The organism is Acidipropionibacterium virtanenii (assembly GCF_003325455.1).
Taxonomy (GTDB): Bacteria; Actinomycetota; Actinomycetes; order Propionibacteriales; family Propionibacteriaceae; genus Acidipropionibacterium; species Acidipropionibacterium virtanenii.
Genome location: NZ_CP025198.1, coordinates 1,731,339 through 1,744,540 on the forward strand (window position 1 = coordinate 1,731,339; position 13,202 = coordinate 1,744,540).

Annotated in this window: 10 protein-coding genes; all 10 read left to right on the forward strand. The window is 69.5% G+C overall.

Annotation, left to right across the window (positions count from 1 at the left end; translation table 11 throughout):
• Window positions 1-151: 151 nt before the first annotated feature.
• The 10 genes from hisI to JS278_RS08000 all read left to right on the forward strand — a co-directional run bounded on the left by hisI (window position 152) and on the right by JS278_RS08000 (window position 13,188).
• Window positions 152-496 (forward strand): phosphoribosyl-AMP cyclohydrolase, encoded by a 345-nt coding sequence (gene hisI / locus JS278_RS07955; protein WP_114044707.1) that lies wholly within the window; start codon window positions 152-154, stop codon window positions 494-496.
• Window positions 493-2,046: a chorismate-binding protein gene (locus tag JS278_RS07960; protein ID WP_114044708.1), complete on the forward strand. Its 1,554-nt coding sequence runs from the start codon at window positions 493-495 to the stop codon at window positions 2,044-2,046. The genes hisI and JS278_RS07960 overlap by 4 nt, the downstream gene beginning before the upstream one ends.
• Complete coding sequence (locus JS278_RS07965) at window positions 2,039-2,638, forward strand: Trp biosynthesis-associated membrane protein (protein WP_114044709.1); 600 nt, start codon at window positions 2,039-2,041, stop codon at window positions 2,636-2,638. Before JS278_RS07960 ends, JS278_RS07965 begins: the two co-directional genes overlap by 8 nt.
• Window positions 2,639-2,810: 172 nt before the next feature.
• The gene (locus JS278_RS07970; RefSeq protein ID WP_114044710.1) at window positions 2,811-3,050 is read left to right on the forward strand and encodes an HGxxPAAW family protein; all 240 of its coding nucleotides are present in this window, start codon (window positions 2,811-2,813) and stop codon (window positions 3,048-3,050) included.
• A gap of 8 nt (window positions 3,051-3,058) precedes the next feature.
• Complete coding sequence (gene trpC / locus JS278_RS07975) at window positions 3,059-3,868, forward strand: indole-3-glycerol phosphate synthase TrpC (RefSeq protein ID WP_114044711.1); 810 nt, start codon at window positions 3,059-3,061, stop codon at window positions 3,866-3,868.
• A gap of 48 nt (window positions 3,869-3,916) precedes the next feature.
• On the forward strand, window positions 3,917-5,203 hold the full coding sequence (gene trpB, locus JS278_RS07980) for a tryptophan synthase subunit beta (RefSeq protein WP_181833675.1): 1,287 nt from the start codon (window positions 3,917-3,919) through the stop codon (window positions 5,201-5,203).
• Window positions 5,200-6,045, forward strand: a complete 846-nt coding sequence (gene trpA / locus JS278_RS07985; RefSeq protein ID WP_114044713.1) for a tryptophan synthase subunit alpha — start codon at window positions 5,200-5,202, stop codon at window positions 6,043-6,045. The genes trpB and trpA overlap by 4 nt, the downstream gene beginning before the upstream one ends.
• Window positions 6,042-7,016, forward strand: coding sequence for a prolipoprotein diacylglyceryl transferase (lgt, locus tag JS278_RS07990; protein ID WP_425451422.1), 975 nt, complete (start codon window positions 6,042-6,044; stop codon window positions 7,014-7,016). The genes trpA and lgt overlap by 4 nt, the downstream gene beginning before the upstream one ends.
• Window positions 7,017-7,202: 186 nt before the next feature.
• The gene (gene gltB / locus JS278_RS07995) at window positions 7,203-11,726 is read left to right on the forward strand and encodes a glutamate synthase large subunit (RefSeq protein ID WP_114044714.1); all 4,524 of its coding nucleotides are present in this window, start codon (window positions 7,203-7,205) and stop codon (window positions 11,724-11,726) included.
• Window positions 11,719-13,188, forward strand: a complete 1,470-nt coding sequence (locus JS278_RS08000) for a glutamate synthase subunit beta (protein WP_114044715.1) — start codon at window positions 11,719-11,721, stop codon at window positions 13,186-13,188. The genes gltB and JS278_RS08000 overlap by 8 nt, the downstream gene beginning before the upstream one ends.
• Window positions 13,189-13,202: the final 14 nt, after the last annotated feature.

Here is a 13,202-nt window from a genome sequence, read left to right on the forward strand (position 1 = left end):
AGCTCTGGCCATCGTCTGGGACCGGATACCGGCATTTCCCGGGGCACCTCGCCGATCAGCGGCAGCATATATCTCCAGGCGCCGGGCGACCGGCAAGCCGAGAGATGAACGCCCTCGCCCCCGTCGACCGTCGGTGGTCATAATGAACCCCATGTCACTCGACCCAGCGATCGCAGCGCGACTCAAGCGCAATCCCGACGGACTGGTCCCCGCCGTCGTCCAGGAGGACTCCACCGGGGCCGTCCTCATGATGGCCTGGATGGACGACGAGGCCCTGGCCCGCACCCTGGCCACCCGCAAGGCCACCTACTGGTCGCGGTCGCGTTCCGAGTACTGGGTCAAGGGGGAGACCTCCGGCCACACCCAGCACGTCCGCGAGGTCCGTCTGGACTGCGACGGCGACACCATCCTCTTGAGGGTCGACCAGACAGGCGGAGCCTGCCACACCGGCGACCACACCTGCTTCGACGCCGACCAGCTGCTGGGGGACCAGTGACCCAGAACCTCACCATCGAACCCACCCTCGATCAGTTCCGCGCACTGGCCGCCGAGCCCGGCCGCGGTGTCATCAGCGTGCGCGCCAGACTCACCGCCGACGACGTCACCCCCGTCGGCGTCTACAACCATCTGTGCGGAACCCGCGATCTCACCTTCCTGCTGGAATCGGCCGAGGCCGGCATCTGGTCGCGCTGGTCCTTCATCGGCGTGCGCTGCGAGACCGCACTCACCAGCGTCGACGGACATGCCGAGTGGATCGGGGAACGGCCCGCCGGCGTCGACGGGCACACCGATCCGCTCGACGCCCTCGGTTCCTCTCTGAAAGCCCTGCGGTCCCCACGCGAGGACGGCATGCCTCCACTGACGTCGGGATTCATCGGCTACCTCGGCTACGATGTCGTCCGCCGCCTGGAGCAGATCGGCGAGAGCACGCTCGACGACCTCCAGCTGCCCGAACTGTGCTTCATGCTCGTCGGCGAGATGGCCGTCGTCGACCACCATCGCGGCGAGCTGTGGCTCATCTCCAACGAGTACCGGCCCGCCGCCGACTCAGCACAGATCGACTCAGCACAGATCGACGCCGCCTGGCGCCGCGCCGTGAACCGAATCGAGCAGATGGCCGAGCGCCTCGCCGAACCCAGGGCCAGCCTCACCGAGATCGACCACGGTCTGGCCGACGTCACGGTCGTGCGCCAGCGCACCCCCGAACAGTTCGCCGGGATGGTCGACGCCGCCATCGAGAAGATCCGCGACGGCGAGGTCTTCCAGGTGGTCCCCAGCCAGCGCTTCGACATCGAGACCGGCGCCGAGGCACTGGACCTCTACCGGCAGCTGCGTCGTCGCAACCCCAGCCCCTACCTGTACCTGCTGAGGCTGCCCGGATTCGCCGTCGTCGGCTCCTCCCCGGAGGCACTGGTGACCCTGACAGACGGTGTGGCCACCACCCATCCCATCGCCGGCACCCGTCCCCGCGGGGCCACCGCGGCCGCGGACAGCGCCCTGGAGGCCGAGCTGCTGGCCGATGAGAAGGAGCGCTCCGAGCACACCATGCTCGTCGACCTGGGACGCAACGATCTCGGCCGGGTCTGCGAACCCGGCACCGTCAACGTCACCCAGTTCATGCACGTGGGCCGCTACTCCCATGTGATGCATCTGGAGGCCTCGGTCACCGGCACGCCGCGGCCGGATGTGAGCGCCCTGGACGTCACCCTCTCCTGCTTCCCGGCCGGCACCCTGTCAGGTGCTCCCAAGATCAGCGCCATGCGCATCATCGAGGACATGGAGGCCACCCGCCGCGGCGTCTACGGGGGAGTCGTCGGCTACTTCGACCTGGCCGGCAACTCCGATGTCGCCATCGCGATCCGCACCGCCGTCCTCAAGGACGGCGTCGCCCACGTCCAGGCCGGAGCCGGCATCGTGCTCGACTCGATCGGGCTGTCTGAGAACCGGGAGTGCGAGAACAAGGCCGCCGCCGTCCTCGACGCCGTGCGCGGCGCCGAGGCCTGGTCAAGGGCCCACGCCACCGGAACCCACGTCGTCGATGCCTGATCCTGAGGTGGAACAGGCCGAGGTGGAACAGGCCAGTGTGCTGCCTGCCGGCCTGCGCGCGGCCCTGACGGCCCTGCCCCTGCTGTCCGCAGTCGTCGCAGTCGCGGTGGCGGGCCGCACCTGGCGCCAGGTGGGCACGGTCGCGGTGACCGGTGACCAGCTCACCAGTGATCTCGCCCGGGGGCTCGGACTGCTGTCGCTGGCCGCCTGGGCCCTGCTCCTGGTGGTGGGCGGCACCGGCCGCCGCGTCGTCGGCGTCCTGGAGGCCCTGATCGGTGCCGGGCTGGTGGCAGTGGTCGCCACTTCGGACTCCCTGCCGACGGGTCTCCAGGACCGCGGAGTCACGGAGGCCGCGCTGGCCTCGGCCCCCCTCCACTCAGCTGGCTGGCTGGCCCTGGCGGCCGCGATCCTGCTGGTCCTCGGCGGTGCGACGCTGGCCGTCCTGGCCCGCCGGTGGCCGCCGCGGGGCTCCCGATTCACCCGGAGTCGCACCGAACCCGAGAATCCACGGGAGACCCGCGACATCTGGGCGGCGATGGATCGTGGCGAGGATCCCACCGTCGACCCCGACGGCGAGCCTCCGGCGAACTGAGGCTCTGGGCTATCCCGGACGCCCTGATCACTGCCTGAGAGGGCCCGGACAGGCCTGTCCGGCGCGGTAAGGTGCGCCTCATGGACCGGTTGCGGCCCAGGGTCCCACCCATCTGCGCCGATGAGCGCCGTACAAGCCAATCAACGCACGAGAAGGCAATCCAGGAGGAGCCATGAGCAGTCCGGCAGAGCCCGCCCCCAGCCGGGCCCGGCAGGTCCGCGAGTACGAGGACGGCAAGAGCCCCGCCGCATGGACCGGCGTCATCATCGCGGCCGTCGGCTTCATCGTGGCCACTGTCGGATCCCTGGCCGGCCCGAACTGGCCGATCATCATCGTCGGGGCCTCATTGATCGTGGTCGCTCTCATCGTGGCCGGGATCATGAAGGCCGCCGGACTCGGCCAGAGCCACTGAGGAGGGTCATGTCCGTCACACCCAGACAGACCGGTACCGTGCTGGACGAGATCATCGCCGGGGTGCTGACCGACCTGCGGGGGCGCCAGGAGCTGGTCGAGGAGGCAGGCCTGCGCGAGGCCGCCGAACTCATCGACCCGCCCCTGGACCCTCAGCGGGCGCTGCGGGCCGACGGCCTGTCGGTGATCGCCGAGGTCAAGCGCGCGAGCCCCTCCAAGGGTCACCTCGCCGAGATCCGCGATCCCTCCGTGCTGGCCGGGAACTACCAGGCCGGCGGTGCCACCGCCATCAGCGTGCTCACCGAGGCCCGCCGGTTCAACGGCTCCCTGGCCGATCTCGACGCCGTGCGCGCAGGCGTCGGCATCCCGGTGCTGCGCAAAGACTTCATCGTCACCGAGTACCAGGTGCTGGAGGCCCGCGCCCACGGGGCCGATCTGGTGCTGCTCATCGTCGCGGCCCTCGACGACGCCGAGCTGGAGACCCTCTACCGGCTGATCCGTCGGCTGGGCATGACCGCCCTGGTGGAGGTCCACAACGCTGAGGAGGCCCGGCGCGCCGCTCACCTCGGAGCCTCGGTGATCGGCGTCAACGCCCGCAACCTCAAGACCCTCGATGTCGACACCGGCATCTTCGCCGAGCTGCTTCCCCAGCTGCCCGAACAGACGGTCAAGATCGCCGAGTCGGGGATCCTCACCCTCGACGACGCCCTCGCCGCCCACCGGGCCGGAGCCGACGCGATACTCGTCGGCGAGGCCCTGGTGCGCTCGGGAGACCCGGCGGCGTTCATCGCCTCGATCCGCGAGGCGACCTCCTCCTGAGTGCCGCAGCGGCCCCCTCCTGAACCCCAAGAAAGAACGTGAGTATTCATGTCACCCACACCTGTGTCACCTCATGCCGCTCAGGAGGCGGCTGTGAGGGAGCAGACCCTGCCCGATGAGCGCGGCCACTTCGACCGGTTCGGGGGACGATTCGTGCCCGAGGCCCTCCAGGCCGCGCTCAATCAGCTCGATGAGGTCTTCACCGAGGCGATGGCCGACCAGGCCTTCCTCGACGAGCTCGACGCGCTGCGCCGCGACTACGCCGGACGCCCCAGCCCGCTCACCGAGGCCCACCGCTTCGCCGAACACTGTCGGGGCGCCCGCGTCCTCCTCAAGCGCGAGGACCTCAACCACACCGGCTCCCACAAGATCAACAACGTGCTCGGCCAGGCCCTGCTGGCCCGACGGATGGGCAAGCACCGGCTCATCGCCGAGACCGGAGCCGGACAGCACGGGGTCGCCACCGCCACCGTCGCCGCCATGCTGGGCATGGAGTGCCGGGTCTACATGGGCAAGGTCGACACCGACCGGCAGGCCCTCAATGTGGCCCGGATGCAGCTGCTGGGCGCCGAGGTGGTGGCAGTGGAGGCCGGCTCCCAGACGCTCAAGGACGCCATGAACGAGGCCATGCGCGACTGGGTGGCCCATGTCGCCGACACCCACTACCTGATCGGCACCGCTTCGGGCCCGGCACCCTTCCCCAAGGTGGTTCGCGAGTTCCAGCGGATCATCTCCACCGAGTCCCGCAGCCAGATCCTGGCCGCGACCGGCAGACTGCCCGACGCCGTGTGCGCCTGCGTGGGCGGCGGCTCGAACGCGATCGGCTCCTTCGCCGAGTACATCCGCGACCCCGAGGTCGCTCTCTACGGCTTCGAGGCCGGGGGAGAGGGAGTGGCCACCGGGCGCCACGCCGCGTCGATCACCGGGGGATCGGTCGGCGTGCTGCACGGCACCCGCACCTTCATCCTCCAGGACTCCGACGGCCAGACCGTCGAGTCCCACTCCATCTCCGCCGGCCTGGACTACCCCGGGGTCGGCCCCGAGCACTCATGGCTCGCCGAGACCGGACGGGCGACTTACCTGCCGATCGACGACGACGAGGCCATGGAGGCGCTGCGCCTCCTCACCCGCACTGAGGGCATCATGCCGGCCATCGAGTCGGCCCATGCGGTCGCCGGAGCGATGAGAATCGCCGGCGACCTGAGACGCGAGGACGGCGAGAAACCGGTGATCCTCATCACCGTCTCGGGTCGCGGGGACAAGGACGTCGACACCGCGCTTCGGTGGTTCGGCCTGGACGGCAGCGTCGACGCCACCACAGGAGGCATGAAGTGAGCAGCAGCGGCGAGGCGTACCAGAAGGCCCGCGAACAGGGCCGGCCCGCCCTGGTCGGCTACCTGCCGGTGGGCCACCCCAGTGTCGACGACTCGTTGGCCGCGATGCGGGCCCTCACCGAGGGCACCACCGGAACGGGCGTCGATCTGGTGGAGATCGGCCTGCCCTACTCCGACCCCATGATGGACGGCACCGTCATCCAGCACGCCACCACCAGGGCGCTGGAACTGGGGGTGCGCACCCGCGACGCGCTGCGCGCCGCCGAGACCGTCGCCGCCACCGGCACCCACTGCGTGGTGATGACCTACTGGAACCTCATCGAGCACTACGGGGTCGACGCCTTCGCCCGCGACCTCGCCGCGGCCGGCGGCTCCGGGATCATCACGCCGGACCTGACTCCCGACGAGGCCGATGAATGGTTCGAGGCCTCCGATGAGCACGGCCTGGACCGGATCTTCCTGGTGGCCCCCTCCTCGACCGATGAGCGGCTGGCCCGCACCGTGCATGCCAGCCGCGGATGGGTGTACGCCACCAGCGTGATGGGTGTCACCGGAGCCAGGGCGCACACTTCCACCGCCGCTCCCGAGCTGGTGGCCAGGGTCAAGGCCGCCGATCCCGGGATCCCGGTGGGTGTCGGCCTGGGCGTCTCCGACGGGGACCAGGCCGCCGAACTCGGGGCCTTCGCCGACGGTGTCATCGTCGGATCCGCGCTGGTCCGGGCGCTGGTGGAGGCCGACGAGTCCGGGGCCGGCGCCGCGGCCGGTATCGAGCGGATGCGCGGCATCGTCGACGATCTGGTCGACGGGGTGCGCCGGGCCCGGCCGGTGAGGCAGGCGCAGTGATCCCCGGGCTCCCGGCCCTGGAGATCGCCCTGTCGATCCCCAGCCCGTCGATCAGCGGCTTCAGCATCGGGCCGGTGAGGATCCACTTCTACGCCCTGTGCATCCTGGCCGGGATCGTCGTCGCCTACCTCATCGGCGGACGGCGCTACCGCGCCGGGGGCGGGCGCCAGGAGGACTTCGAGACCGTCACCATCTGGGCGGTGATCGCCGGCATCGTCGGGGCCCGGATCTACCACGTCATCACCGATCACGAGCTCTACTTCGGCCCGGGCCGGACCTGGTACCACGCCTTCTTCATCTGGCAGGGCGGACTGGGGATCTGGGGCTCGATCGCCGGCGGGGCGCTGGCGGTGTGGCTCGTGTGCCGGTCCAAGGGCCTGCGGTTCTGCGATCTGGCCGATGCGCTGGCCCCCGGCATCCTGCTCGCACAGGGCATCGGAAGGCTGGGGAACTGGTTCAACCAGGAGCTCTTCGGGGGGCCGACGAGCCTGCCCTGGGGCCTGCGGATCGATCTGGAGCACCGGCCCCTGGGCTACCTGCAGTACTCGACCTTCCACCCGACCTTCCTCTACGAACTGATCTGGAACGTCGCCGGGGCCTGTTTCCTGCTGTGGGCCGACCGCCGTTGGAAGCTGGGACGCGGCAAGCTCTTCTGCCTCTACGTCGTGACCTACACCTTCGGCCGCTTCTGGGTGGAGAGGCTGCGCATCGACCCCGCCAACCACGTCAACGGCTGGCGGATCAACTCCTACACCTCCCTGCTGGTCTTCCTGGCCGGGCTCGTGCTGTTCATCTGGCTGCTGCGCAACAAGCCGGGTGCCACGGCCCCCGAGACGGGCGTCCCCGCCTCGGGGAACGACGCTGGACCCGTCGGCAGTGAGGCTGCTGATGGTGACGGCAGCGAGCTGTCCGGAGGGGACGAACCCGATGGCGCATCGGAGGAGACGAAGGGCGAGGAGTCCGCGGAGTAACACACCTTCGTCTCTCATTCTGGACAGATGTTTCGCCCATCGGGCAGGGTGTGCGAATCTTGCCCTGCCCTCGGCTCTCGCTGCCGTGATTTCTCGCCGTAACACGGCGTTTACAAACGGTCTGCATGCTTGGCTGTGCCGAAGTGCGCGGTCCGCGCCGCAGGGCGTACCTGAAAGGAGACCCGGATGATTTTTGGCCATCATCCCAAGCAGGGGTTGTACGATCCCTCCCTTGAGCACGATGCCTGTGGCGTCGCATTCGTCGCCACCATGACCGGTGTGGCCAGCCACAGGATCGTGGAGCAGGCCCTCGAGGTGCTGCGGAATCTCGATCACCGTGGCGCGACCGGTGCCGACCCGGCAGCCGGAGACGGCGCCGGAATACTCATCCAGGTCCCCGACGTCTTCCTGCGCAAATCCACCGGCCTACGACTGCCCGCCCCCGGCTCCTACGCCGTCGGCCTGGCCTTCATGCCGACCGACGAGGCCAAGAGGGCCCGGTCGCGGGCCGCGATCGAACTCATTGCCGCCGACGAGGGCGTCCAGGTGCTCGGCTGGCGCGAGGTGCCGGTCAGCACCGAGACCCTCTCGCCGATCTCCCTGTCGACGATGCCGCACTTCGAGCACATAATCATCCGGGCCCGCGACGGGCGCCTCGGCCTGGATCTGGAACGGCTGGCCTTCGTGCTGCGCCGCCGTGCCCAGAACGAGGCCGGCGTCTACTTCGCCTCGCTGTCCGCACGCACCCTGGTCTACAAGGGCATGCTCACCACCAACCAGCTCGAGGAGGTCTTCCCCGAACTGCACGACGAGGATCTCACCAGCGCCCTTGCCCTGGTGCACTCGCGCTTCTCCACCAACACCTTCCCCGCCTGGGAGCTGGCCCATCCCTTCCGGATGATCGCCCACAACGGCGAGATCAACACCGTGGCCGGCAACCGCAACTGGATGCGCGCCCGCGAGGCCCTGCTCTCCTCGGATCTGATCCCCGGCGAGCTGTCGCGGCTCTACCCGATCTGCACCCCCGGGGGGTCGGACTCGGCCTCATTCGACGAGGTCCTGGAGCTCCTCCACCTGGGCGGCCGCTCGCTGCCCCACGCCGTGCTCATGATGATCCCCGAGGCGTGGCAGAAGAGCGAGCACATGGATCAGAAGCTGCGCGACTTCTACTCCTTCCACTCCTTCCTCATGGAACCCTGGGACGGCCCGGCCTGCGTCACCTTCACCGACGGCAACCAGATCGGTGCGGTGCTCGACCGCAACGGCCTGCGTCCGGCCCGCTACTGGGTCACCTCCGACGGGCTGGTGGTCTTCGCCTCCGAGGCCGGGGTGCTCGACATCCCCGCAGACCACGTCGTCCAGAAGGGCCGGCTCCAGCCCGGCAGGATGTTCCTCGTCGATCTGGCACAGCACCGCATCGTCGACGACGCCGAGATCAAGGAGACCCTGGCCGACGCGGCCCCCTACGGGGACTGGCTGAAGCAGGGCACCATCAACCTCGACGAGATGCCCGAGCGGCCTCACATCGTCCACTCCCATTCCTCGGTGACCCGACGCCAGCAGCTCTTCGGATACACCACCGAGGACCAGCGGGTGCTCATCGCCCCGATGGCCAACAACGGGGCCGAGGCGATCGGATCGATGGGCACCGACACCCCGCTGGCGGTGCTGTCCAACCGGTCGCGGATGCTGTGGGACTACTTCTCCCAGCTCTTCGCCCAGGTCACCAATCCGCCGCTGGACTCCATCCGCGAGGAACTGGTCACGTCGCTGACCGGCTCCATCGGGCCCGAGGACAATCTGCTGGATCCCGGCCCCGACTCCTGCCGCCAGCTGGTGCTCAACTTCCCGATCCTCGACTCCGACCAGCTCGCCAAGATCGTCCACATCAACGCCGACGGCACCCATCCGGGCCATCAGACCCATGTGGTGCGGGGCCTGTTCCCGGTCGAGCAGGGCGGGCAGGGCCTCCACGACCGGATCGAGGAGATCCGCGCCGAGGTGTCGCAGGCCATCGAGGACGGGGCACGGATCATCGTGCTGTCGGACCGCCACGCCACCAAGGAGCTGGCCCCGATCCCCTCCCTGCTGCTCACCTCGGCGGTGCATCACCATCTGGTGCGCCAGAAGACCCGCACCCAGGCCGGCCTGGTCGTCGAGACCGGTGACGTCCGCGAGGTGCATCATGTCGCGCTGCTCATCGGCTACGGCGCCACCGCCGTCAACCCCTATCTGGCCTTCGAGAGCGCCGAGGACATGGCCCGTCACGAGACCTTCGTCAAGGTGGATCCCGAGAGCGCCATCCACAACGTCTACAAGGCGCTGGGCAAGGGCGTGCTCAAGGTGATGAGCAAGATGGGCGTCTCGACCATCTCCTCCTACACCGGCGCCCAGATCTTCGAGGCCACCGGACTGTCCCAGGATTTCGTCGACGAGTACTTCACCGGCACCAACTCCCGGCTGGAGGGCATCGGCATCGAGGAGCTCGCCGCCGAGATCAAGGCCCGGCACCTGCGCGCCTACCCCGAGACCGGCGTCCGGCTGCCGCACCGCACCCTGCCCGTGGGCGGCCACTACCAGTGGCGCCGCGAGGGCGAGGACCATCTGTTCGATCCCGAGACGGTGTTCCGGCTCCAGCAGGCCACCAGCACCGAGGACTACGACCAGTTCACCAGGTACACCGACCTGGTCAACGCGAACTCCCAGCGCCTCATGACGCTGCGCTCCCTGCTGGAGTTCCGGCACGACCGCCCGTCGATCCCGATCGAGGAGGTGGAGCCGGAGACCGAGATCGTCAAGCGCTTCGCCACCGGTGCGATGAGCTACGGGTCGATCTCGATGGAGGCCCACCAGACCCTGGCGATCGCCATGAACCGGATCGGCGGCAAGTCGAACACCGGCGAGGGCGGCGAGGATCCCGAGCGGCTCCACGACCCGGCCCGCCGCTCGGCGATCAAGCAGGTGGCCTCGGGACGCTTCGGGGTGACCAGCGACTACCTGGTCAACGCCGACGACCTCCAGATCAAGATGGCCCAGGGGGCCAAGCCCGGTGAGGGCGGACAGCTGCCCGGCCCGAAGGTCTACCCCTGGGTGGCGCGGACCCGCCACTCCACCCCCGGCGTGGGGCTGATCTCCCCGCCGCCGCATCACGACATCTACTCGATCGAGGACATCAAGCAGCTCATCCACGACCTCAAGTGCGCCAACCCGCGGGCCCGCGTCCACGTCAAGCTGGTCGCCGAGGCCGGGGTGGGCACGGTGGCCGCCGGGGTCTCCAAGGCCAAGGCCGACGTGGTGCTCATCTCGGGCCACGACGGAGGCACCGGGGCGGCCCCGCTCACCTCGATCAAGCACGCCGGCGGACCCTGGGAGCTCGGCCTGGCCGAGACCCAGCAGACCCTGCTCATCAACGGTCTGCGCGACCGCATCGTCGTCCAGTGCGACGGCCAGCTCAAGACCGGCCGCGACGTCGTCATCGCCGCCCTGCTGGGCGCCGAGGAGTTCGGCTGCGCCACCACCGCCCTGGTCGTCGAGGGCTGCATCATGATGCGCAAGTGCCACATGGACACCTGCCCGGTGGGCATCGCCACCCAGAACCCCGAGCTGCGCAAGAAGTTCGCCGGCGACCCGGACCACGTGGTGACCTTCTTCATGTTCATGGCCCGCCAGGTGCGCGAGATCCTCGCCGAACTCGGCTTCCGTTCCGTCGAGGAGGCCGTCGGCCACTCCGAGGCCCTCGACACCCGCAAGGCCATCACCCACTGGAAGGCCCGCGGACTGGACCTGTCCCCGATCCTGAAGCAGGTCGAGGTGCCCTTCGGCCAGACCCTGCACCACTCGAGGAACCAGGATCACGACCTGGAGCACTCCCTGGACGTCACCCTCATCCGGATGGCGGAACCGGCCCTGGAGCGCGGCGAGAAGGTGAGCGAGAGGATCGCCGTGCACAACGTCGACCGCACCGTCGGCACCATGCTCGGCAACCGCGTCACCCTGGCCACCGATGGCAAGGGGCTTCCCGACGGCACCATCGAGATCATTCTCGACGGCACCGCCGGGCAGAGCTTCGGCGCCTTCCTGCCGCGCGGGATCACCCTGCGGCTGGTCGGCGACGCCAACGACTACGTCGCCAAGGGGCTGTCGGGCGGGAGGGTCATCGTCACGCCGCCCTCAGACGTCGCGTTCCGGCCCGAGGAGCAGATCATCGCCGGCAACGTCATCGGATACGGCGCCACCAGCGGCCAGATCTTCCTTCGGGGGCTGGTCGGAGAACGGTTCTGCGTCCGCAACTCCGGGGCCACCGCGGTGGTCGAGGGGGTCGGCGATCACGGCTGCGAGTACATGACCGGGGGAGAGGTGCTGGTGCTCGGCCCGACCGGGCGCAACTTCGCCGCCGGCATGTCCGGTGGAGTGGCCTGGGTGATCGACCTGGACCCCAGGCGGCTGAACCCCGAGATGGTCGACGCCCTGCCTATCGAGGCCGGTGACCTCGTCCGCATCCGGGAACTGCTGGAACAGCACCAGCAGGCCACCGGGTCGACGGTCGCCGCCGGGCTGAACGCCCTGGGCGACGCGGACCTGGCATCCCGGTTCACCAAGGTCCTGCCGCGCGACTACGCGCGGATCCTCTCGGCCCTGGCCGATGCCGATGAGCAGGACCTGGACGACAACGCCACGACCGAACTGCTGATGGAGGTCTCCCATGGCTGATCCACGTGGATTCATCAAGTTCCCCCGCGAGGTGGCCGAGCGCCGCCCCGTCGACGACCGGCTCCAGGACTGGCAGGAGGTGTACCCGGTTACCCCCGGGCACGCCCTGCTGCCGATCATCACCGAGCAGGCCGGCCGGTGCATGGACTGCGGCATCCCGTTCTGCCACACCGGGTGCCCGCTGGGGAACCTCATTCCCGAGTGGAACGATCTCATCTGGCGCGACGAGTGGCGCGAGGCCCTGGAACGCCTCCACGCCACCAACAACTTCCCCGAGTTCACCGGCAGACTGTGCCCCGCCCCCTGCGAGACCTCGTGCGTGGAGGGGATCAACCGCGATCCGGTGACCATCAAGAACGTCGAGGTGGCCATCATCGACAAGGCCTGGGAGGATCGCCGCGTGATCCCCGAGGTGCCCGACTGGCACTCCCTCAAGACCGTTGCGGTGGTCGGCTCGGGGCCGGCCGGGATGGCCGCCGCCCAGCAGCTCACCCGGGCCGGTCACACCGTGGTCGTCTACGAGCGCGCCGACGCCGTCGGCGGCCTGATGCGCTACGGCATCCCCGAGTTCAAGATGGAGAAGGCGGTCCTGGACCGGCGGATCAAGCAGATGACGTTGGAGGGCACGGTCTTTCGGACCAGCACCGAGATCGGCGTCGACATCACCGGCGAGGAGCTGCGCGAGCGGTTCGACGCCGTGGTGCTGGCCATCGGATCCACCCTCGGTCGCGAGCTGAACGCCCCGGGCCGCGAGTTCGGCGGCATCCACCAGGCCGTGGAGTACCTCACTCAGTCCACGAAGGTGGTCCACGGCCAGACGATCGGCGCTCAGATCGTCGCCGGGGGCAAGGACGTCATCGTCATCGGCGGCGGCGACACCTCCAACGACTGCCTGGGCACCGCGCTGCGCCAGGGCGCGCGATCGGTGACCCAGCTGGAGATCATGCCGCACCCGCCGGCCGAGCGGCCGGCCGGGCAGCCCTGGCCCACCTACCCGATGATCTACCGGGTGGCCAGCGCCAACGAGGAGGGCGGCGAACGCGTCTACTCCACCAACACGGTGGAGTTCCTCGCCGATGAGAACGGCCAGGTCCGGGCGCTCAAGGTCACCGAGGTGCGTCGTGAGGGCCGCGGCTTCGCCCCGGTCCCCGGGACCGAGCGCGAGCTGCCGGCCCAGCTGGTGGTCCTGGCGATGGGCTTCACCGGCCCCCAGCAGGAGGGCCTGGTGAACGAGCTCGGCCTGGAACTGGACGCCCGCGGCAATATCTCCCGCAAGAACGACTACGCCACCTCGGTGCCCGGGGTCTTCGCCTGCGGGGACGCCGGTCGCGGCCAGTCGCTCATCGTGTGGGCGATCGCCGAGGGCCGCTCGGCGGCCAACGGGGTGGACGCCTACCTGTCCGGCAGCCGCTCGGTGCTGCCCAGGCCGATCGATCCCTCGACCAGGCAGCTGATGGTCTGAACCGCGGGCTCCCA

Excerpts from the sequence above, each read along its gene's own strand:
- hisI (WP_114044707.1), top strand. The coding sequence starts at position 152 with ATGTCACTCGACCCAGCGATCGCAGCGCGACTCAAGCGCAATCCCGAC.
- JS278_RS07965 (WP_114044709.1), top strand. The coding sequence starts at position 2,039 with ATGCCTGATCCTGAGGTGGAACAGGCCGAGGTGGAACAGGCCAGTGTG.
- JS278_RS07970 (WP_114044710.1), top strand. The coding sequence starts at position 2,811 with ATGAGCAGTCCGGCAGAGCCCGCCCCCAGCCGGGCCCGGCAGGTCCGC.
- trpC (WP_114044711.1), top strand. The coding sequence starts at position 3,059 with ATGTCCGTCACACCCAGACAGACCGGTACCGTGCTGGACGAGATCATC.
- trpB (WP_181833675.1), top strand. The coding sequence starts at position 3,917 with ATGTCACCCACACCTGTGTCACCTCATGCCGCTCAGGAGGCGGCTGTG.
- gltB (WP_114044714.1), top strand. The coding sequence starts at position 7,203 with ATGATTTTTGGCCATCATCCCAAGCAGGGGTTGTACGATCCCTCCCTT.
- JS278_RS08000 (WP_114044715.1), top strand. The coding sequence starts at position 11,719 with ATGGCTGATCCACGTGGATTCATCAAGTTCCCCCGCGAGGTGGCCGAG.